Genomic DNA, 20,303 nt, shown 5'->3' with positions numbered 1-20,303 from the left:
TCGGACCTGCCGAGCCCCTGATCGCGAATGCCGGAGCGCCGCACCACGGCCACCGGATCCGCCCGAGCCCACACCCCGATCGTCGGACCTGCCGGACCCCCCACCGCGGATGCCGGATCCGCCGGAGCCCACACCCCGGCCGTCAGACCTGCCCGAGTCCCCACCCTCGGTCGTCGGACCTGCCGAGCCCCTGATCGCGAATGCCGGAGCGCCGCACCACGGCCACCGGATCCGCCCGAGCCCACACCCCGATCGTCGGACCTGCCGGATCCCCTGATGCGGATGCCGGATCCGCCCGAGCCCACACCCCGGCCGTCAGACCTGCCCGAGTCCCCACCCCCGGCCGTCAGACCTGCCCGAGCCCTCGACCGCAGATGCCGGATCCGCTGGGGCCACCTCCGAACCGGATGGGCCCGGGCCCGGCATCGCCGGAGTCCGGACGGCCCGGAGCCCCGCACCTCCGGAACCCGGAGGGCCCGGAACCCGGACGGCCCGGGCCCTCTCCGCTGCCCGGTCAGCCCGCGTCCGGCATATCCCTCCCCGTGCCGGGGTCCGGCCGGTCCTGGTCCGGGCGGGGCTGTGGGAGGACCGGCTGGAGGACGAGCATCCGCTCGACGAGGCGCAGGAACATCGCCACGTCCCGTATCAGGTCGTCGGCGTCCCGGCCGGTGGCCGCGCCCTGGATGCCCGCCTCGGCCCGGGCGCGGCGCCGGGCGCCGGAGGCGAACAGGGCGCTCCAGTCGGTCAGTTCGGGTGCGATCTCGGGAAGCACTTCCCAGGCGCTCCGTATCTTGGCCCGGGCCCGGGGCGAGGTCTCCGGCCGACCCCGGGCGGCGAGCACCGCGGCCGCGGTGCGCAGGGCGGCGAGGTGGGCCGTCGCGTAGCGCTCGTTCGGTGTTTCCAGGCCGGCGGCCTCGTCGAGGCTCGCGCGTGCCTGGGCGAGAAGGTCGAGGGCGGCGGGCGGGGCCGTGGCCCGGCGCAGCACGGGGTGCACGTCGCTCGCCGGTCCGGTCAGTGAGGGGGCAGGGCCGGTGGCGCGGCGCCGACGGGCGGCTGCCGCGTGGTAGCTGGCCATGACGAACCTCCTGTCGTCTGTGTGACGGCACGTCCGGTCACGAAGTGCCGTATGTGACCCATCGTGAGGTATGGCACTGACAATCCGTTCTGACCTGCTGCTTTGCCTCGATCGTAGGTTCGGAGTAGTTTTTGAACTGACCAGTCAGTTCAATTCAGGGGAGACTCATGGGGGAACGGACGGGAGGAGTGCGGATCGCCGCCGACGGCCTCGGGATCAAGGGGCCACGGGGGTGGGCGGTCCGCGGCGTCTTTGTCGACGCGGGGCCGGGTTCGCTCGTCGCGGTCGAGGGCCCGTCCGGGTCCGGCCGTACCTGCCTGCTGCTCGCGCTGACGGGGCGGATGAAGATCTCGGAGGGCACGGCCGGCGTCGGCGACGCGAGACTGCCGAAGCAGATGGCGGCGGTGCGGGGCGTCAGCGCGCTGGCGCACGTCCCCGGGGTCACCGACCTGGACCCGGCGCTGACCGTCGGGGAGCACCTGTGGGAACGGGCACTGCTCCAGCAGCGGTTCGGCGCGTCACTGCGCGGACTGCTGCGCCCCCGTGCAGAGCGGGCGGCCGAGGCCGGGCAGCGCGTCGACGCGGCGCTCGAAGCCGCCGGGCTCGACCTGGAAGCCCTGCCCAAGGGGCCGCGCACGGCCGTGCGCGATCTGGAGCGCCTGGAGGCGCTACGGCTGTCCATCGCGCTCGCCCTGATCGGCGAGCCGCGGCTGCTGGGCGTCGACGACACCGACCTCAAGCTCTCGGAAGGAGAGCGGGAGGAGGTCTGGGCGCTGCTCAGGTCCCTGGCCGAGGCCGGGACGACGGTCGTGGCGGTGTGCAGCGAGGCTCCCGAGGGCGCCGTCACGGTCTCCCCCAAGCGGAGCAACCAGGAGCCGGTCGCCGAGGGCGACGAGGCCGACCAGGGAGAGGGGAGGGCCGATGCGCTCGCCGAAACTGGCCGCGCTTGAGCTGCGCCGCTTCGGGCGCGGGAAACTGCCGCGGGCCGCACTGGTGGCGCTGCTGGTGCTGCCGTTGCTGTACGGCGCGCTGTACCTGTGGTCGTTCTGGGACCCGTACGGCCGTCTGGACCGGATTCCCGTGGCGCTCGTGAACGACGACAAGGGGGCGACCGCCGACGGGAAGAGGATCACGGCGGGCGACGACATCACGAAGGGCCTGCGTGACAGCGAGACCTTCGACTGGCGGGAGGTGAGCGCCGCCGAGGCCCGCAGGGGCGTCGAGGACGGCAGCTACTACCTGTCGCTCAGCATGCCCGCCGACTTCAGCGAGCGGATCGCCTCCAGCTCCGGGAACACCCCGGAGACCGGCGCCCTCCAGGTGCGCACGAACGACGCGAACAACTACATCGTCGGGCAGATCTCCCGGACGGTCTTCAGCGAGGTGCGGCAGGCGGCGTCCACGAAGACGTCCCGCTCGTTCCTGGACAAGATCTTCGTGTCGTTCTCCGACATCCACGGCAAGACCGTGAAGGCGGCGGAGGGAGCCGACCGGCTCAAGGGCGGCATCGGCAAGGCCGAGAAGGGCTCCAAGGACCTCGCCGACGGCCTGCAGGACGCCAAGGACGGCAGCGGCAAGCTCTCCACGGGCCTGAGGAAACTCCACACCGGAGCGGGTGACCTGGAGGACGGCTCGAAACGGGTCGCGGAGGGCACGCAGACGCTCGCCGACCGGGTCAACGGCACCGCCGGCAAGGTCGGCCCGTTCCTCAAGGGCAACGAGAAGACGATCGGCGACACCGCCCAGCTGGTGGCCGACTCCTCCGGGGCGATCCGCAAGCACCTGGACACCCTGGTGAGGACGGCCCCGACCGCGGCCAAGGGCGCCCGCGCGGCCTCCGGCACGCTGAACGACGTCTACGCCCGGCGCTGCGACGATCCCGTCCTGCCCGACGCGGCCTGTTCCGACCTGAAGAAGGCCAAGGACGCCGCCGCCGACGTGACCACCATCGCGGACGACCTCAACACGCTGATCGCGGACCAGGACGGTGATCTGGACAAGCTCGACAAGAACCTCGCCACCCTCCAGAAGCAGTCCCAGGCCCTCGCGAACCGCGCGCCGCACCTCTCCGAGGACCTCGCCGACGCCGTCAAGAAGATCAACAAGCTGAACGACGGGGCGGCGAAGGTCGCCGCCGGCGCGAAGAGGCTGCACAAGGGCCTCGGCACGGCCAAGACCGGCGCCGTCGACCTGGACACGGGCGTCGGCAAGCTGAAGACGGGCGCGGACGACCTCAACGGCGGCATCTTCAAGCTCGTCGGCGGCTCCGGGAAGCTCGCCGGCGGTCTGCACGACGGGGCGGAGCAGATCCCCGACTACGACGAGCGGGACCGCGACCGGCGCACCGAGGTCATGGCCGACCCCGTGCGGCTCGCCTCCCACGACCTGCACAAGGCGCCCAACTACGGCACCGGGTTCGCCCCGTACTTCATCCCGCTGTCCCTGTGGGTCGGCGCGATGGTGGCGTACATGCTGATCGTGCCCATGAACCGGCGGGCGCTCGCGGCCGGCGCCCCGGCGTGGCGGATCGCGCTGGCGGGCTGGCTGCCGGTGGTGGCGATCGGGGTGCTGCAGACGGTGGCGCTGATGTCGGTGCTGCACTGGGCGGTCGGCCTGGAGATGGCGCGAGCGGCCGGGACGGTGGGGTTCCTGTTCCTGGTGACGGCGTGCTTCGCGGCGATCGTGCAGTGGCTGAACGCGCGCTTCGGGGCGGCGGGCCGGATCCTCGTCCTCGCGCTGCTGATGCTCCAGCTGACCTCGGCGGGCGGCACCTACCCCGTGCAGACCAGCCCCGGGTTCTTCAACGCCCTCCACCCGTTCCTGCCGATGAGCTACGTCGTCGAGGCGCTCAGGCGGCTCATCACGGGCGGGGGACTCGAACCGGTGTGGCACGCGTGCGTGGTGCTGACGGCGTTCACCGCCGGCGCCCTCGCCCTGACCGCCGTGGCGGCCCGCCGGCGCCAGGTGTGGACGCTGGACCGGCTGCATCCGGAGCTGACCCTGTGAGCCCCACCGTCACTCCCCCCGGAAAGGTTCCTGTGACAATCAGGACCATGGAAAGCAGCAGTGCCGCGTCGGGCGGCAGCACGCGCCGCGAGGCCACCCGGCAAAAGCTCTACGAAGCGGCCGTCACGCTCATCGCCGAGCAGGGGTTCTCCGCCACGACCGTCGACGAGATCGCCGAACGTGCCGGGGTCGCGAAGGGCACGGTCTATTACAACTTCGCGAGCAAGTCCGTCCTCTTCGAGGAACTGCTGCGGCACGGAGTGGGTCTGCTGACCGCCTCCCTGCGGGAAGCGGCCGAGCGGACCGAGCGGGAGGGCGGCACCAAGGTCGACGCCCTCGACGCGATGATCCGCGCGGGCCTGGTCTTCATCGACCGCTACCCGGCCTTCACCCAGCTGTACGTGGCCGAGCTGTGGCGCACCAACCGGACCTGGCAGTCCACGCTGATGGTGGTCCGGCAGCAGGCCGTCGCAGTCGTGGAGGACGTCCTGCGCGACGGCGTGGCGGGCGGCGAGTTCAGCGAGGAGATCGACATCTCGCTGACGGCGTCCGCGCTGGTCGGCATGGTTCTGGTGGCGGCCCTCGACTGGAAGTCCTTCCAGGCGGAACGCTCCCTGGACGACGTGCACGCGGCCCTGTCCCGGCTGCTCCAGGGACGGGTGAGCGGCTGCCGCTGATCGCGCGGACATGAAGGCGCCGGTTCGGTGTGGCCGCGTCCCCCGCGGGCCACACCGAACCGGCGCCTTCCGTGCTCCCCCGTGCGTCCCCCCGCACGACCCCCGTTCGGTCGTCCCCCGGTACTCCCCCGTGCCTCGCTCCCGCCGACACCGCCGGCGGAAGGAGCGGATCGTGGGCCGGCCCCTGCTCCGGCGCCCCGTGTCGCCGGTGCCGGAGCCGAGCCCCTCTCCGTGTCTCCACTCTCTCGTCCGCGCAGGTCGTCCCCCATCCGCGCCCGTACTCAAGTCCCCGGCTAGGTACGGATACTCAGTCCTGCGCACGCGACCCCAGAACGCTCCGCGGCCGGCTGGTCACGATCACCTCCGCGCCGGTACCCCGAGCCGCCGGGATCGCCGTCGGAGGGGCTGTCGGCGGAGGCTGCGGGAGGGGGCCGATAAAGTCCCTGGCATGGCACGGATTGCGGTGATCGGCGCCGGGATGGGCGCACTGACGGCCGCCGCCCGGCTGGCCGTCGCGGGCCACCGGGTGGCGGTGTACGAACGGACGGACACCTATGGCGGAGCCCTGCGCCGCTTCGAGCGCGACGGGTTCTCCTTCGACACGGGCCCCGCCCTGCTCCCGCTGCCGGCCGTGTACCGCGACCTGTTCGTCAAGACCGGCAAGGAGCCCCTGGAGTCCGCTGTCGAGCTCGTCCAGGTCGACCCGTCGTCCCGTCATGTGTTCGCGGACGGTACCGAGGTGTCACTGCCGAACGCCTCGCGCGCGGGCGTCGTCGCCGCCCTGGACGAAGGGCTCGGCGCGGGTGCCGGGCAGCGCTGGGGCGACTTCCTGGTCCGGGCCCGCGAGGCCTGGGACCGCACCCGTCGGCCGCTGCTGGAGGAGCCGCTGTGGCCCGACTGGCAGGTGCTGGGCGAGCGCGAGCCCTACCCGTCGGTCCCCCACAGGCGGCTGCTGCGCACCCGACGGGCCGGCACACTCGCCGAGGTCGGCGCCTGGGAGCTGCGCGACCCCCGGCTCGCGGCACTCCTGGAGAGCCACGCCCTCCTGTACGGCCTGGATCCCCGGCTCACCCCGGCGAGCGCGGCCGTGCTGCCGTACATGGAGCACGCCTTCGGCACCTGGTACGTGCGCGGTGGTCTGCGCGAGCTGGCGCGGGCGGTGTATGAGCGGTGCCTGGCCCGGAGGGTCGAGTTCCACTTCGGTGCCGACGTCACCGGCGTGCTGGAGAAGGACGGCCGGGCGTCGGGGGTGGAACTCGCCGACGGGTCGGTGGCGGAGGCGGACGTCGTGGTCGCCGGCGTCGCGCCCGGCATTCTGGACCGGCTGACGGCGGGAACCGCAGTACGGGGCGAGGGCGAGGTGCACCCGCAGCCCGCGGCGATCGCCAGGCTGACTCTTCTGCTGGCCCTGCGCGGCGCCCGCCCCGAGGGCACGGCGCACCGCACGGTGGTGCACACCGGGGACCGGCAGGCCGAGTGGGACGCCCTGTTCGGCACGGCGGCCGGGAGTCCGAGTCCCACGGTCGCGGTGCTACGGCCCGGCGATCCGCGCCTGGCCCCGGCGGACCACGAGGCGGTCACCGTCACGACGGTGGTGCCCGCGCGGCCCGGTCGGTCTCACGACGGCCTCGCCGACCACATGCTCACCGTCGCCGAACGGGCCGTGCCCGGCCTGCGCGACCGGCTCCTGTGGCGCGAGGTGCGCACCCCGGCCGACATCGAGGACGTGACGGGAGCGGAGGGCGGGGCGGTCCCCGTCCCGGCCCTGGCGGCGGCCGGCGGCCGGCTGCTGCATCCGTCCAACAGCACACGGGTGCCCGGCCTGTTCACCGTGGGCGGCTGGACCCACCCGGGCGGCGGGCTGCCGCATGCGGGGATGTCGGGCGCGCTGGTGGCGGGACTGATCGTGGAGGGCCCGGAGTTCCGCGGTTCGCAGTGAACACGCCGCGCCCCCGGGGTTCGGGTTTCAGAAACGGTACTGCTCGTCGAACCCGTTGCCCTGCGGCTGCTGCCCGCCCCCCTGATAGGGGTACGGCTGCTCGGGCGGCAGTTCCTGCCCGTACTCGTCGGTGTCGCGCTGCTGTGGGACCCACACCCCGCCGGGCGTGGTCTCGCCGCCGTAGGTGCCTGCGTACTGGTCCTGGGCGTAGCCCTGCTGGCCGTAGTACTGCTGGTCGCCGTACGTGGTGTCGTGCGTGGCCTGGCCGTAGGTCGAGGAGCCGATGTACGGGTCGGAGTAGGCGGCGTACTGCTGCTGGCCGGTGGCGTCGTAGCCCTGCTGCTGGCCGTAGCCGGAGTGGTCGTAGGCGTAGGACTGGTCGGCGGCCTGGGCGGCGTACTGATCGTGGGTCTGCTGCCCCCCGCCCTGGTACCCGTGGTTGTAGACGCCGTAGGAGCCGGTGTCCTCGGGCATGGGCTGCGGCTCGTAGACGGCGGTGGTCTCGGCGGAGGTCGGCTGGCGGGTCGGGCGGGCCGGGGTGAAGACGTCGTCGCGGTCGTAGTCGTCGTCCTCGCCGTAGGCGGCGGGGTCACGGCGGTAGGCGCCGGCCTCGTCGTCGTAGCCGCCCTCGGCCTCGAGCCCGGAGACCTCCAGGGTCGGCTCCCGGCGGCCGCGCTCCCCGCGGCGGCGCTTGCTGCCGCCCAGCGCGGGCGCGTTCATCGCCCAGCCGGCCGCGAAGCCGCTGCGGAACGACAGGGTGACGTAGGTCTGCCCGACCGCGAAGGCGGCGGCGCCCAGTCCGATGACGACGACCGACGGGATCAGAACACCGACGACGACACCGAGGAACCCGGCGAAGGCAAGCAGCCGCCAGCGCAGCCGCGCCTTGTACTGCAGCAGCACCTCGCCCAGCAGCCACAGCGCGACGATGCCGAACGCGATGTAGAGGACCGCCCAGCCCATGTACGCCCCTCTCCCAGTGGCCGCTACGCAGTGTGTCGTATACCGGTGCGAACGGTCTAGGCCTGCGATGAGTGGTGCAGGCCCAGGTTCTCGTAGATCTCCAGTGTCGCGGTGGAGTTGTTGAGCGTGATGAAGTGCAAGCCGGGCACGCCTTCGGCGAGCAGCCGCGCACAGAACTCCGTGGCGAATTCGATACCAATGGAGCGTACAGCGGCCGGATCGTCTTTTGCTGTGAGGATCCGCTCTTTCAGGGCGGCCGGGAACGCGGCGTTGGTGAGCGACCCGATCCGCTCCAGCGTCTTCACGCTCGCGATCGGCATGACCTCGGGGATGATCGGGGTGTCGCAACCTGCGGCCGAGACCCGGTCGCGCAGCCGGAGGTAGTCCTCCGGCTGGAAGAACATCTGCGTGATGGCGTAGTCCGCGCCCGCTCGGCACTTGTCGACGAAGTGGCGGACGTCGGTGTCCCAGTCGGCGGAGCGGGGGTGCATCGCCGGGAAGGCGGCGACGCCCACGCAGAAGTCGCCGGAGGCCTTGATCAGCTCGACGAGTTCGGCGGCGTAGGCGAGGCCCCGGGGGTGCGGCACCCAGTCGCCCATGGGGTCGCCGGGCGGGTCACCGCGCAGGGCGAGCATGTTACGGATCCCGGCGTCGGCGTACTGGCCGATGATGTTGCGCAGGTCGGCCACCGAGTGGTCGACCGCGGTGAGGTGGGCGATCGGGGTGAGGGTGGTGTCGGAGGCGATCGCCTCGGTCGCCTTGACCGTGCCCGCCCGGGTGGAGCCGCCCGCGCCGTAGGTCACGGAGACGAAGTCGGGCGCCACCGCCTCGACCCGGCGCAGCGCGTTCCACAGGTTCCGCTCGCCCTTCGGGGTCTTGGGGGCGTAGAACTCGAAGGAGTACGTCGTCTTGCCGGCCGCGAGCATGTCGCGGACGGTGCGCGCGTGGTCCGACCTGATGGATGCGGTGCCGAGGGCCATACCGGCAGGTTAGCCAGGGGCGGTCGGTCCCCCAACCAAGGAACGACATTTGCCCGGATTATCCGCTTGTTGTCCACCCCTTGGACAAACCGTCCCGACTACTGTCCCCGCAGCCGCTTGGCGAACTCGGCCGCAGCGGCCCCCGGGTCGTCGGCCTCGGTGATCGCCCGGACGACGACGACCCGCCGGGCACCGGCCTCCAGGACCTGGTCGAGATTGCCGAGGTCGATGCCGCCGATGGCGAACCAGGGGCGGTCGGTGCCGAGGGCGGCGGTGTAGCGGACGAGATCCAGGCCGGGGGCGTGGCGGCCCGGCTTGGTGGGGGTCGGCCAGCACGGGCCGGTGCAGAAGTAGTCCACGCCCTGCTGGACGGCGGCCGCGGCGGCCTCGGTCCCGGCGTGGGTGGACCGGCCGATCAGGATGTCGTCGCCGAGGAGCGCGCGGGCCGCGGGGACCGGGAGGTCGCCCTGGCCGAGGTGCAGGACGTCGGAGCCGGCGGCGTGGGCGACGTCCGCACGGTCGTTGACCGCGAGGAGCTTGCCGTGCCGCGCACAGGCGTCGGCGAAGACGGCCAGGTGCTCCAGCTCCTCGCCCGCCTCCATGCCCTTGTCGCGCAACTGCACGATGTCGACCCCGCCGGCCAGCACGGCGTCGAGGAACTCCCCGAGGTCGCCTTGCCGCTTGCGCGCGTCGGTGCAGAGGTAGACGCGGGCGTCGGCGAGCTGGGCCCGTGCGGCGGCGGTGCCGGTCATGCGTGTCCCCCAGAGTGTCGGTGGCGTGCGGGCGGGGCCCGCACGCGCGTCAGCGGCAGGCGCGTGCGTCCGCCCGGGTGCCGGCGGGGCGGGGCCCGCGAGCGTCCCCGTCCGGCGACGGGTGTCCCGCGGCGAACGCCCCGGGCACCTTACGCCCGCCCCGGCCCTGCCGGGTACGTGCTCGCCCATGACGGGCGCGGCACTCCCCCGGGCCGTGACCACTGGGCCACGGCCCCCACGTCGGGCTGGTGTTCAGGCCCGGCCCCGCTCACACGGCACCGGGCGGTTGTCCGTCGCGGCCGGGTCAGACCGCGAGCGCCTGGGCGCGGCGCTTCACCTCCGTGCCGCGATTCTCGCTGAGCGCCTGCGCGGGGGTGCCGGGCAGGCTGGGGTCCGGGGTGAAGAGCCACTCCAGCATCTCTTCGTCCGTGAAGCCGTCGTCCCGCAGGAGCGTCAAGGTCCCGGACAGGCCCTTGACGACCTTGTCCCCGTCGATGAAGGCGGCGGGGACGTGCAGCGCGCGGTTCTCACCGCGGCGTACGGCGATGAGCTGGCCGTCCTTGACCAGCTGCCGCACACGCGTCACCTCGACGCCGAACTGTTCGGCGATGTCGGGGAGGGTGAGCCAGGCGGGGACGAGAGCATCGATCTTTGCGTCAATCTCGGTCACGGAAACAAGCCTGCCATTTGCCACTGACAGTCGGAAGTCGGCCCCGTCCACCCGGGCGGACGCGCCGGGTCCGGCAGCACTGCCCCGGGCCCCGGGCAACGGCCCCGGCGCCTACGCCGTCGCGGCCTTCAGGGGCCTGGCCGGATCCACCAGCAGGAGCGGATTCATCCGCGTGCCCGACTCGATCAGGCGCCGGCCCTGCGCCAGGTCCCGCGGCCGGCCGACCGCCAGCAGCGCGATCAGCCGTTCATCGCGCAGCCAGCACACCGTCCAGGCCGGTCCGGAGGACTCGCCCCGCCACAGGGTCGTGTCCGCGGCGGCGTGGTGCCCGGCGTACTGGACGAACCGCCCGAACTGCTCGGACCAGAAGTAGGGCACCGGGTCGTACACCGCCGGCGCCTCCCCCGTGGCCCGGCCGACGATGTTCACGGCGACCGTGCGCGGCCCCTGGAGGGCGTTGTCCCAGTGGTGGACCAGCAGGCGCTCGCCGTAGCGCCCGGAGGGGAAGGAGGCGCAGTCGCCGACCGCGTACACGTCCGGTACGGACGTGCGCAGGTGCTCGTCGGCCAGGATCTCGGCGTGGGCGCCGAGCGCGATGCCGGACCCGGCCAGCCAGGCCGTGGCGGGGCGGGCGCCGATGCCGACGACGACCGCGCCCGCGGGCAGCCGGGTGCCGTCGTCGAGGAGCACGGCACCCTGCTCGACGCGCTCCACGCGCGCGTGCGTCCGCAGTACGGCGCCCGCGTCGGCGTACCAGCCGGCCATCGGGGCGGCGACCTCGGCGGGCAGCGCCCCGGCGAGCGGCCGCTCGGCGGCCTCCACGACGGTCACCGCGCAGCCCGCCTCGCGCGCGGCGGTGGCGAACTCCGCGCCGATCCAGCCCGCGCCGACGACCACGATGTCGTGCCGGCGGGCCAGCACCGGGCGCAGCCGCTCGGCGTCGTCCAGGGTGCGCAGCAGATGCACGCCGGGCACGCCCTGCGCGCCGGGCAGCCGGACCGGCTCGGCGCCGGTCGCGACGACCAGGACGTCGTAGGGCACGGGCCCGTCCTCGGTGTCCAGCTCGTGGTCGGCGGGGCGCAGGCCCAGCACCTCGCAGCCGAGCCGCAGTTCGATGCCGAGGGCATCGAAGTCGACGTCGAAGGCGGAGCCCTCGGACTTGCCGAGCAGGACGGCCTTGGACAACGGCGGCCGGTCGTAGGGCTGGTGGGGCTCGGCGCCGATCAGGATCACATCGCCGGTGAAGCCCTGCTCGCGCAGCGCGACGGCGGTCTGCACCCCGGCCATGCCCGCGCCCGCCACGACCACGCGCCGGGGCGCGGACGAACCTGGTTCCTGCGTCTGCTCGCTCACCTGATCACCATAGACACCTGACGGATTGTCAATCAGTGCTCATGCGCCGTGACCTGCTCCACAACGCTCGTGCCGTTGCCCCGCTGGGACTCCCACTCCCAGCTCTCCTCCAGCCGCACCCGCCCGTCGGGCAGCTCCACGACCGCCGAGACGCAGTGCCCCGAGGACGTGGTGCCGTCCCGCTTGAGCTGCACGTACCGGAAGTCCAGCCGGTCACCTTCCCGGATACCCACGAGATACCCCCGTACGACATCGCCGCCGCTGTACTCGGCCCAGATCCCGCCCTGCCGCTCGTGGTACGTGAACCGGGTGCGGGTGCCCACCTGACCTGGCGCCTGGTCGGCCACCGGGGCGAGGACGAGACCGTCGAGGGATCGGGCCATGGGCGGAGGCTCCCTTACTGCGGCATGCGGCATCGGGCTAGGGTGGCCAACGTAAAGCACTCGCGGGAGCCCGGACGCACCGGGCTGAGAGGGAGGCTGGCGGCCTCCGACCGTACGAACCTGATCCGGGTCATGCCGGCGAAGGGAGGGGCTGGACGCCCATGTCGCCTACGTCCACCACATCAGACGTGCTGGTCATCGGGGGCGGGATCATCGGTCTGGTCACGGCCTGGCGGGCCGCGCAACGCGGGCTCGCCACGGCCGTCGTGGACCCCGAGCCCGGTGGCGGAGCCGCACAGGTGGCGGCCGGCATGCTGGCCGCCGTCACGGAACTGCACTACGGCGAGCAGACCCTGCTCGGCCTCAACCTCGCCTCCGCCCGGCGCTACCCGGACTTCGCCGCCGAGCTCACCGAGCTGACCGGCCAGGACCTCGGCTACCGCCGCTGCGGCACGCTCGCCGTGGCCCTGGACGCCGACGACCGGGCCCACTTGCGCGAACTGCACGCCCTTCAGCAGCAGTCGGGGCTGGACTCGCAGTGGCTGTCGGGGCGCGAGTGCCGGCGCCTGGAGCCGATGCTCGCGCCGGGCGTGCGTGGCGGGCTCCGGGTCGACGGTGATCACCAGATCGACCCGCGGCGGCTGGCCGGGGCCCTGGTGGCCGCGTGCGAGCGGGCCGGCGTGGTCTTCCACCGGGCGTGGGCGGAGCGGCTGACCGTCGTACGGGACCGGGCCGCGGGGGTCGTCCTGGCCGACGGCACCGCGCCGGCCGCCGGCCAGGTGGTGCTCGCCGGGGGCAGCCTCAGCGGGCGGCTCGCGGGTGTCCCGCGGGACGTGCTGCCTCCCGTGCGCCCGGTGAAGGGGCAGGTGGTGCGGTTGACGATGCCGCAGCGGCACGGGCCGTTCCTGAGCCGGACGGTACGCGCGGTGGTGCGCGGCAGCCACGTCTACCTGGTGCCGCGCGCGAGCGGCGAACTCGTGATCGGGGCGACCAGCGAGGAGCTGGGCTGGGACACCACCGTGACCGCGGGCGGCGTCTACGAGCTGCTGCGGGACGCACACGAGCTGGTCCCCGGCATCACCGAGCTCCCGCTCACCGAGACCCGGGCCGGGCTGCGCCCCGGCTCCCCCGACAACGCGCCGCTGCTCGGCCCCACCGGCCTGGAGGGGCTGTCGCTGGCCACCGGGCACTACCGCAACGGCGTCCTGCTCACGCCGGTGACCGGCGACGCCCTGGCCCACGTCCTGACGACGGGCGAACTCCCCGAGGAGGCCCGGCCCTTCACGCCGAAGCGCTTCACTCCCGCCACCGCACTCACGGAGCAGCCCGCATGAACATCTCCGTCAACGGGGAGCCCCGGGAGGTCCGGCCCGGCACGGCTCTCGACACCGTCGTGAGGTCGCTCACCGCCTCGCGCTCGGGTGTGGCCGCCGCCCTCAACGAAACCGTCGTCCCGCGCACCGAGTGGCCCTCCACGCCCCTGGCCGAGGGAGACCGCGTGGAAGTCCTCACCGCCGTCCAAGGAGGCTGACCATGGCCGACGATCCGTTTGTCCTCGGTGGCACGTCCTTCGCGTCCCGCCTGATCATGGGCACGGGCGGGGCGCCCAGCCTCGATGTGCTGGAGCGGTCGCTGGTGGCGTCCGGGACGGAGCTGACGACGGTCGCGATGCGCCGGGTGAACGCCTCGGTGCACGGCTCGGTGCTGTCCGTCCTGGACAGGCTCGGCATCCGGGTGCTGCCCAATACGGCGGGCTGCTTCACCGCCGGGGAGGCCGTCCTCACGGCCCGCCTCGCGCGCGAGGCCCTCGGCACCGACCTGATCAAGCTGGAGGTCATCGCCGACGAGCGCACCCTGCTGCCGGATCCGATCGAGCTGCTGGACGCGGCGGAGGCCCTGGTCGACGACGGGTTCACGGTGCTGCCGTACACCAACGACGACCCGGTGCTGGCGCGGAAGCTGGAGGACGTGGGCTGCGCGGCGATCATGCCGCTGGGCTCGCCGATCGGCTCCGGGCTCGGAATCCGCAACCCGCACAACTTCCAGCTGATCGTGGAGCACGCGCGCGTGCCGGTGATCCTGGACGCGGGCGCGGGTACGGCCTCGGACGCGGCGCTGGCGATGGAACTGGGATGCGCGGGTGTGATGCTCGCCTCAGCGGTGACACGGGCGCAGGAGCCCGTGCTGATGGCCGACGCGATGCGGCACGCCGTGGAGGCGGGGCGGCTGGCGTACCGGGCGGGGCGGATCCCGCGGCGGCACTTCGCGGAGGCGTCGTCTCCGGTGGAGGGGATGGCCGCGCTGGATCCGGAACGGCCCGCCTTCCGGTAATCGGCGGGACACACGTCACAGGTCGGCTGCAGTCCCGCCTCGAAATCCGGCGGGGGACGGGGCTGTCGGTCGTGACTCGTACACTCGCCTGCGTGGACACGACCCTTCAGGACCCCTTGGTCGGGCAGGTGCTCGACGGCCGGTATCGCGTCGACGCGCGGATCGCGGTCGGCGGGATGGCCACGGTCTACCGGGCCGTGGACACCCGGCTCGACCGGGTCCTCGCGCTCAAGGTGATGCACCCCTCGCTCGCGGTCGACGCCTCGTTCGTGGAGCGGTTCATCCGCGAGGCGAAGTCCGTGGCCCGGCTGGCGCACCCGAACGTGGTGCAGGTCTTCGACCAGGGCACCGACGGCTCGTACGTCTACCTGGCCATGGAGTACGTCGCGGGCTGCACCCTGCGGGACGTGCTGCGCGAGCGCGGGGCCCTGCAGCCGCGGGCCGCCCTGGACATCCTGGAGCCGGTGCTTGCCGCGCTGGGCGCCGCGCACCGCGCCGGGTTCGTGCACCGCGACATGAAGCCGGAGAACGTTCTGATAGGGGACGACGGCCGGGTCAAGGTCGCCGACTTCGGTCTCGTCCGGGCCGTTGACACGGTGACGAACACCACCGGCGCCGTCCTCGGCACGGTCTCGTACCTCGCCCCCGAGCAGATAGAGAACGGCACCGCCGACCCCCGCGTCGACGTGTACGCGTGCGGCGTGATGCTGTTCGAGATGCTGACCGGCGACAAGCCGCACGACGGGGACTCCCCCGCCGTCATCCTGTACAAACACCTCCACGAGGACGTCCCGCCGCCCTCGGCGTCGGTGCCGGGGCTGGCGTACGAGCTGGACGAGCTGGTCGCGTCGGCGACCGCGCGCAACCCCGACCTGCGCCCGTACGACGCCGTGGCGCTGCTGTCGCAGACCCGTCAGTCGCGCGAGGGGCTGAGCGCGGACCAGCTGGACGCACTGCCGCCGCAGGCGGTCACCCTGGAGCACGACAACGCCGGCGACCGTACGAGTGTGATCCCGCGCTCGCTCACGGTGCCGCGTCTGCTGCCCGTCGGCGAGGACGCCGAGCCGGAGGTGCTCCGCACCAGCCGGCTGGAGACACCGCCTCCCCCACCACCCGGGCGGCGCCTGCCGCGGCGCGGCGTCGTCTCGATCGTCGTCGCCCTGCTGCTGGTCCTCGGCGTCGGCGCGGGCGTCTGGTACATCAACTCCGGACAGTTCACGAAGGTCCCGGCGTTGCTGACGAAGACCGAGGCGCAGGCCAGGGACCAGCTGGAGGAGGCCGGGCTCAAGGTCGGCGAGGTCAGCCACGCCCACAGCGACACCGTCGAGCGCGGCACGATCATCGGCACCAACCCCGCGCCGGGCGCCCGTATCCGCGTCAACGACTCGGTGTCGTTCACCATCTCAGACGGCCCCGAGACCGTGCGGGTGCCCGCCCTGGCGGGCCGGAAGCTGGAGGAGGCGCGGGACCGGCTGAGGGAGGACGAGCTGGAGCCCGGCATGGTCACCCGGGAGTTCAGCGAGGAGGTGCCGCGGGGCTCGGTGATCTCCGCGCGCCCGGCGGACGGCACCAAGGTGCGCTCCGGTACGGCCGTCGCGCTGGTCGTCAGCAAGGGCGCCCGCATCGACATCCCCGACGTCACCGGTGACGACGAGGCCGACGCCCGGGCGGAGCTGGAGGACGCCGGCCTCAAGGTGAAGATCGCCGCCGAGCGGGTCAACTCCTCCGAGTACGACAAGGGCCAGGTCGTCCGTCAGACGCCGAAGTCCGGCGGCCCGGCGGCCGAGGGCGACACCGTGACGCTGACGCTGTCCAAGGGCCCCGAGATGATCGAGGTCCCGGACGTGGTCGGCGACAGTGTCGACGACGCCAGGCAGGCGCTGGAGGGCGCCGGGTTCGAGGTCGACGAGGACCGGGGTCTGCTCGGCCTGTTCGGCGACGAGGTCAAGAGCCAGTCCGTCGAGGGCGGCCGGACCGCGCCCAAGGGCTCGACGATCACCATCGAGATCAAGTGACGGGCACGGCCGGGGCCCGTGGACGGGGCAGGGCCGGACGCATGACACCCTGAACGGGTGAACAGTCAGCTGTCCGGTCCCTCCCGCAACCCCGTGGGCGGCCACGTCCCCGTGGCCGGTGGCCTCCACTCCGTAGGTCTGTCGTACGCCCGTGACCTGAAGGCGGAGACCGTCCAGGTCTTCGTCGCCAACCCGCGCGGCTGGGCCACGCCGGCCGGCAACCCGAAGCAGGACGAGGCCTTCCGCGCGGCCTGCGCGGCCGAGTCGATCCCGGCCTATGTGCACGCCCCCTACCTGATCAACTTCGGCTCGCACACCGAGGCGACCGTGGAGCGCTCGGTGGAGTCGCTGCGGCACTCGCTGCGGCGCGCGCGGGACATCGGGGCGCTGGGCGTGGTCGTGCACACCGGCAGCGCGACCGGCGGCCGCGAGCGGTCGGTGGCGCTGAAGCAGGTCCGGGAGCACCTCCTGCCGCTGCTGGACGAGCTGACCCACGACGACGACCCGTTCCTGCTGCTGGAGTCGACGGCCGGCCAGGGCGCCTCCCTGTGCTCACGGACCTGGGACTTCGGCCCGTACTTCGAGGCGCTGGACGCCCACCCGATGCTCGGCGTGTGCCTGGACACCTGTCACATCTTCGCCGCCGGGCACGACCTGACCGGCCCGAGCGGGATGCACCAGACGCTGGATCTTCTGGTGGACACGGTCGGCGAGGGCCGGCTGAAGCTGATCCACGCCAACGACTCCAAGGACGTGGTGGGCGCGCACAAGGACCGGCACGAGAACATCGGTGTCGGCCACATCGGGGAGGACCCGTTCCGGGCCCTGATGACGCACCCCGCAACCGAGGGGGTGCCGCTGGTCATCGAGACGCCGGGCGGCAAGCAGGGGCACGCCGGGGACGTGGAGCGGCTGAAGAAGCTGCGCGACGGCTGAGGCGTCAGATGCCGGGGCCGTCCCCGGGCTCCTCCTGGTAGGAGTAGCGCTGCTCCTGCCAGGGGTCGCCGATGTTGTGGTAGCCGCGCTCCTCCCAGAAGCCCCGCCGGTCGGCGGTCATGTACTCCACACCGCGCACCCACTTGGGGCCCTTCCAGGCGTACAGGTGGGGCACGATCAGGCGCAGCGGGAAGCCGTGCTCGGCGGTGAGCAGCTCGCCGCCCTTGTGGGTGGCGAACAGGACGTGCTCGTCGGCGAAGTCGGACAGCCGGAGGTTGGAGCTGAATCCGTACTCGGCCCACACCATCACATGGGTGACGTCGTCCGCGGGCGGGGCGAGGTCGAGGATGGTGCGCGCGGGGATGCCGCCCCACTCCGCGCCCAGCATGCTGAACTTCGTGACGCAGTGCAGATCGGCCACGACGGTGGTGTGGGGCAGGGCGGTGAACTCCTCATGGGTCCAGCAGTGCTTGCCGCCGTCGGCGGTGGCTCCGAAGACCCGGAACTCCCAGCGCTCGGGCCGGAACTTGGGGACGGGCCCGTAGTGCGTGACCGGCCAGCCGCGCTGCAGCCGCTGTCCCGGGGGCAGCTCGGGCTGCGTCGCTCCTGCTGGATCGCGCCCTTCTCCCGATTCGTGTTCCAGCGACTGACCCATGACTCCATCCTGACAGACCTCGGGTGGTGCCCCTGACCGGGACCACCCCCAAGCCGGACAAAATCAACTAAGCATGCCCTTACTTACTAAGCGAAGACTTACTGGACGATCTTCTTCACCAGTGGAATCATGCGGCACAACCTGTCAGTTCCCCCGCATGGAAGGAGCCTCTGCAATGCAGGGCGACCCCGAGGTTCTCGAATTTCTCAATGAGCAGTTGACCGGCGAACTGACGGCGATCAACCAGTACTGGCTGCACTACCGGATCCAGGACAACAAGGGCTGGACCAAGCTCGCCAAGTACACGCGTGAAGAGTCCATCGATGAGATGAAGCACGCGGACAAGATCACCGAGCGCATCCTCATGCTGGACGGTCTACCCAACTACCAGCGGCTCTTCCACGTGCGGGTCGGCCAGACGGTCACCGAGATGTTCCAGGCGGACCGCCAGGTGGAGGTCGAGGCGATCGACCGCCTCAAGCGCGGCATCGAGGTGATGCGCAGCAAGGGCGACATCACGTCCGCGAACCTCTTCGAGTCGATCCTCGAGGACGAGGAGCACCACATCGACTATCTGGACACGCAGCTGGAGCTGATCGACAAGCTCGGCGAGGCGCTGTACATCGCGCAGCAGATCGAGCAGCCGAGCTAGCGGGTCCAGGGCATGTCGCCCTAGGCGGCGTCTTCCAGTTCGGCGAGCACCGGCTCGCCCCGGTCGGCCAGATCGCGGCGAGGGCAGGATCCCCTGCCCAGGATCGCCTGGATGCGGCGCACACAGGACCCGCAGTCCGTGCCCGCCTTGCAGGCGGAGGCGATCTGGCGGGGAGTGCAGGCGCCGCCGTCCGCGTGCTGCTTGACCTGCTGCTCGGTGATCCCGAAACAACTGCAGACGTACACGCGGTTCACCTCCCGACGGGGGTCGTTCTCTGGCGCCGTCCCCGTTGATCGGTGAGGCTAACCTAACCTTACCCGGCGGGTCCGGAGCGCAAAAGTGGAGAGGGGCGCGGATCGTGTGATCCGCGCCCCAGTCCATGCCCCGGTAACAGGCGGTCCCGTTACTGGTCCCTGTACATCTCGGCCACGAGGAACGCCAGGTCGAGCGACTGGCTGCGGTTGAGCCGCGGGTCGCAGGCCGTCTCGTAGCGCTGGTGCAGATCGTCGACGAAGATCTCGTCGCCGCCGCCCACGCACTCGGTGACGTCGTCACCGGTGAGCTCCACGTGGATGCCGCCCGGGTGGGTGCCGAGGGCCTTGTGGACCTCGAAGAAGCCCTTGACCTCGTCGAGCACGTCGTCGAAGCGGCGGGTCTTGTGCCCGGAGGCCGCCTCGAAGGTGTTGCCGTGCATCGGGTCGGTCACCCAGGCCACGGTCGCACCGGAGGCGGTGACCTTCTCGACCAGCTCGGGGAGCTTGTCGCGGACCTTGTCGGCACCCATGCGGACGATGAAGGTCAGCCGGCCCGGGTCCCGCTCGGGGTCGAGGCGCTCGATGTACTGGAGCGCGTCCTCGGCGGTGGTCGTCGGACCCAGCTTGATGCCGATCGGGTTGCGGATCTTCGAGGCGAACTCGATGTGCGCGTGGTCCAGCTGCCGGGTGCGCTCACCGATCCACACCATGTGAGCCGAGACGTCGTACAGCTGCCCGGTGCGGGAGTCGACCCTGGTCAGGGCGGACTCGTAGTCGAGCAGCAGCGCCTCGTGCGACGAGAAGAACTCGACGGTCTTGAACTCCTCCGGGTCGGTCCCGCAGGCGTGCATGAAGTTCAGCGCGTTGTCGATCTCGCGGGCGAGCTGCTCGTAGCGCTGGCCGGACGGGGACGACTTCACGAAGTCCTGGTTCCAGGCGTGCACCTGGCGCAGGTCGGCGTAACCGCCGGTGGTGAAGGCGCGCACCAGGTTCAGCGTGGAGGCGGACGCGTGGTACATCCGCTTCAGCCGCTCGGGGTCCGGGATGCGGGCCTTCTCGTTGAACTCGAAGCCGTTGACGGAGTCGCCGCGGTACGTCGGCAGCGTCACGCCGTCACGGGTCTCGGTCCCCTTGGAGCGCGGCTTGGAGTACTGGCCGGCGATGCGGCCGACCTTCACGACCGGCACCGAGGCGGCGTACGTGAGCACGGCACCCATCTGGAGCAGGGTCTTGAGCTTGTTGCGGATGTGGTCCGCGGACACGGCGTCGAAGGCCTCGGCGCAGTCGCCGCCCTGGAGGAGGAACGCCTCTCCCTTGGCGACGGCCGCCATCCGGGCGCGCAGCTGGTCGCACTCGCCCGCGAAGACGAGCGGCGGATACGACTCGAGGTCCGCGATCACTGCGCGCAGAGCCTCGGTGTCGGGGTACTCGGGCTGCTGCGCCGCGGGCAGGTCTCGCCAGGTGTTGCCAGCACTCGCGCTGGTCTTAGCGTTCACGGTCACGACCTCAACACTACGGGTTCGTGTCGGGCGTCCTGACCCATGCCCAGCAATTGAGACACCCCGTACACCCCTCGGACGTGGGGTAAGGTGCCTGCCATGTTCGCGCACTCGACCCAGACCTGGTGGTGGACCGCTCATCCGGCGGCCCGCTGACTGCGCG

21 protein-coding genes and 1 riboswitch are annotated in these 20,303 nt (G+C 72.1%); of the genes, 11 read left to right on the top strand and 10 right to left on the bottom strand.

Annotated elements, in window-relative coordinates; translation table 11 throughout:
* Nucleotides 1–514: 514 nt before the first annotated feature.
* Nucleotides 515–1,075: an SAV_6107 family HEPN domain-containing protein gene (locus tag ACIQHQ_RS04775; RefSeq protein ID WP_402610067.1), complete on the bottom strand. Its 561-nt coding sequence runs from the start codon at nt 1,073–1,075 to the stop codon at nt 515–517.
* A gap of 167 nt (nt 1,076–1,242) precedes the next feature.
* Between ACIQHQ_RS04775 and ACIQHQ_RS04770 the strand changes: the two genes are divergently transcribed.
* The 4 genes from ACIQHQ_RS04770 (at nt 1,243) to ACIQHQ_RS04755 (ending at nt 6,697) form a co-directional block, all read left to right on the top strand.
* Entirely contained in the window at nt 1,243–2,025 is a 783-nt protein-coding gene (locus ACIQHQ_RS04770; RefSeq protein ID WP_402610065.1) for an ATP-binding cassette domain-containing protein, read from the top strand.
* Entirely contained in the window at nt 1,997–4,081 is a 2,085-nt protein-coding gene (locus tag ACIQHQ_RS04765) for a YhgE/Pip family protein (RefSeq protein WP_402610063.1), read from the top strand. Before ACIQHQ_RS04770 ends, ACIQHQ_RS04765 begins: the two co-directional genes overlap by 29 nt.
* Nucleotides 4,082–4,128: 47 nt before the next feature.
* On the top strand, nt 4,129–4,758 hold the full coding sequence (locus ACIQHQ_RS04760; protein ID WP_390990124.1) for a TetR family transcriptional regulator: 630 nt from the start codon (nt 4,129–4,131) through the stop codon (nt 4,756–4,758).
* Nucleotides 4,759–5,206: 448 nt separating this feature from the next.
* Nucleotides 5,207–6,697 carry a phytoene desaturase family protein gene (locus ACIQHQ_RS04755; RefSeq protein WP_402610060.1) on the top strand — a complete coding sequence of 497 codons (1,491 nt, stop codon included), beginning with the start codon at nt 5,207–5,209 and terminating at the stop codon, nt 6,695–6,697.
* A gap of 27 nt (nt 6,698–6,724) precedes the next feature.
* On the opposite strand, the gene ACIQHQ_RS04750 is transcribed toward ACIQHQ_RS04755, so the two are convergent.
* The 6 genes from ACIQHQ_RS04750 to ACIQHQ_RS04725 form a co-directional block, all read right to left on the bottom strand.
* A complete protein-coding gene (locus ACIQHQ_RS04750; RefSeq protein ID WP_402610059.1) occupies nt 6,725–7,660 on the bottom strand; it encodes a hypothetical protein in 936 nt (311 codons plus the stop codon).
* A gap of 56 nt (nt 7,661–7,716) precedes the next feature.
* The gene (metF, locus tag ACIQHQ_RS04745) at nt 7,717–8,640 is read right to left on the bottom strand and encodes a methylenetetrahydrofolate reductase [NAD(P)H] (RefSeq protein WP_283969649.1); all 924 of its coding nucleotides are present in this window, start codon (nt 8,638–8,640) and stop codon (nt 7,717–7,719) included.
* A 98-nt stretch (nt 8,641–8,738) separates the two neighbouring features.
* Nucleotides 8,739–9,392, bottom strand: coding sequence for a thiamine phosphate synthase (thiE, locus tag ACIQHQ_RS04740; protein ID WP_402610056.1), 654 nt, complete (start codon nt 9,390–9,392; stop codon nt 8,739–8,741).
* Between the two features lie 304 nt (nt 9,393–9,696).
* Nucleotides 9,697–10,062, bottom strand: a complete 366-nt coding sequence (locus ACIQHQ_RS04735) for an Rv2175c family DNA-binding protein (protein ID WP_031131943.1) — start codon at nt 10,060–10,062, stop codon at nt 9,697–9,699.
* Nucleotides 10,063–10,173: 111 nt separating this feature from the next.
* Entirely contained in the window at nt 10,174–11,415 is a 1,242-nt protein-coding gene (locus tag ACIQHQ_RS04730; protein ID WP_402610054.1) for an NAD(P)/FAD-dependent oxidoreductase, read from the bottom strand.
* Between the two features lie 32 nt (nt 11,416–11,447).
* Nucleotides 11,448–11,798, bottom strand: coding sequence for a hypothetical protein (locus ACIQHQ_RS04725; RefSeq protein ID WP_402610052.1), 351 nt, complete (start codon nt 11,796–11,798; stop codon nt 11,448–11,450).
* A 52-nt stretch (nt 11,799–11,850) separates the two neighbouring features.
* Nucleotides 11,851–11,962, top strand: a riboswitch (TPP riboswitch).
* Here ACIQHQ_RS04725 and thiO point away from each other — a divergent pair.
* The 5 genes from thiO (at nt 11,960) to ACIQHQ_RS04700 (ending at nt 17,080) form a co-directional block, all read left to right on the top strand.
* A complete protein-coding gene (gene thiO, locus ACIQHQ_RS04720; protein WP_402610050.1) occupies nt 11,960–13,132 on the top strand; it encodes a glycine oxidase ThiO in 1,173 nt (390 codons plus the stop codon). Its footprint overlaps the riboswitch before it by 3 nt.
* A complete protein-coding gene (gene thiS / locus ACIQHQ_RS04715; RefSeq protein ID WP_402610048.1) occupies nt 13,129–13,329 on the top strand; it encodes a sulfur carrier protein ThiS in 201 nt (66 codons plus the stop codon). Before thiO ends, thiS begins: the two co-directional genes overlap by 4 nt.
* 2 nt (nt 13,330–13,331) lie before the next feature.
* Nucleotides 13,332–14,129: a thiazole synthase gene (locus ACIQHQ_RS04710; protein ID WP_402610046.1), complete on the top strand. Its 798-nt coding sequence runs from the start codon at nt 13,332–13,334 to the stop codon at nt 14,127–14,129.
* Between the two features lie 92 nt (nt 14,130–14,221).
* Nucleotides 14,222–16,144 (top strand): Stk1 family PASTA domain-containing Ser/Thr kinase, encoded by a 1,923-nt coding sequence (gene pknB / locus ACIQHQ_RS04705; RefSeq protein WP_402610044.1) that lies wholly within the window; start codon nt 14,222–14,224, stop codon nt 16,142–16,144.
* A 57-nt stretch (nt 16,145–16,201) separates the two neighbouring features.
* A complete protein-coding gene (locus tag ACIQHQ_RS04700) occupies nt 16,202–17,080 on the top strand; it encodes a deoxyribonuclease IV (RefSeq protein WP_402610042.1) in 879 nt (292 codons plus the stop codon).
* Between the two features lie 4 nt (nt 17,081–17,084).
* On the opposite strand, the gene ACIQHQ_RS04695 is transcribed toward ACIQHQ_RS04700, so the two are convergent.
* Nucleotides 17,085–17,735 carry a sulfite oxidase-like oxidoreductase gene (locus ACIQHQ_RS04695; RefSeq protein ID WP_402610040.1) on the bottom strand — a complete coding sequence of 217 codons (651 nt, stop codon included), beginning with the start codon at nt 17,733–17,735 and terminating at the stop codon, nt 17,085–17,087.
* A gap of 175 nt (nt 17,736–17,910) precedes the next feature.
* Here ACIQHQ_RS04695 and bfr point away from each other — a divergent pair, with 175 nt between their 5' ends.
* Nucleotides 17,911–18,387, top strand: coding sequence for a bacterioferritin (gene bfr, locus ACIQHQ_RS04690; protein ID WP_266465730.1), 477 nt, complete (start codon nt 17,911–17,913; stop codon nt 18,385–18,387).
* Nucleotides 18,388–18,407: 20 nt separating this feature from the next.
* Here bfr and ACIQHQ_RS04685 read toward each other — a convergent pair whose 3' ends face one another.
* The gene (locus tag ACIQHQ_RS04685) at nt 18,408–18,641 is read right to left on the bottom strand and encodes a (2Fe-2S)-binding protein (RefSeq protein WP_361307918.1); all 234 of its coding nucleotides are present in this window, start codon (nt 18,639–18,641) and stop codon (nt 18,408–18,410) included.
* Nucleotides 18,642–18,790: 149 nt separating this feature from the next.
* Entirely contained in the window at nt 18,791–20,143 is a 1,353-nt protein-coding gene (locus tag ACIQHQ_RS04680; RefSeq protein WP_402610037.1) for a class II 3-deoxy-7-phosphoheptulonate synthase, read from the bottom strand.
* 96 nt (nt 20,144–20,239) lie between these two features.
* Here ACIQHQ_RS04680 and ACIQHQ_RS04675 point away from each other — a divergent pair, with 96 nt between their 5' ends.
* Entirely contained in the window at nt 20,240–20,296 is a 57-nt protein-coding gene (locus ACIQHQ_RS04675; protein ID WP_078625594.1) for a trp operon leader peptide, read from the top strand.
* The last annotated feature ends 7 nt before the right edge of the window (nt 20,297–20,303 follow it).

This window comes from Streptomyces sp. NPDC092370 (genome assembly GCF_044755265.1).
GTDB lineage: Bacteria > Actinomycetota > Actinomycetes > Streptomycetales > Streptomycetaceae > Streptomyces.
The sequence above is the reverse complement of the archived record's forward strand: the minus strand, read 5'-3'. Positions and strand labels throughout refer to the sequence as shown.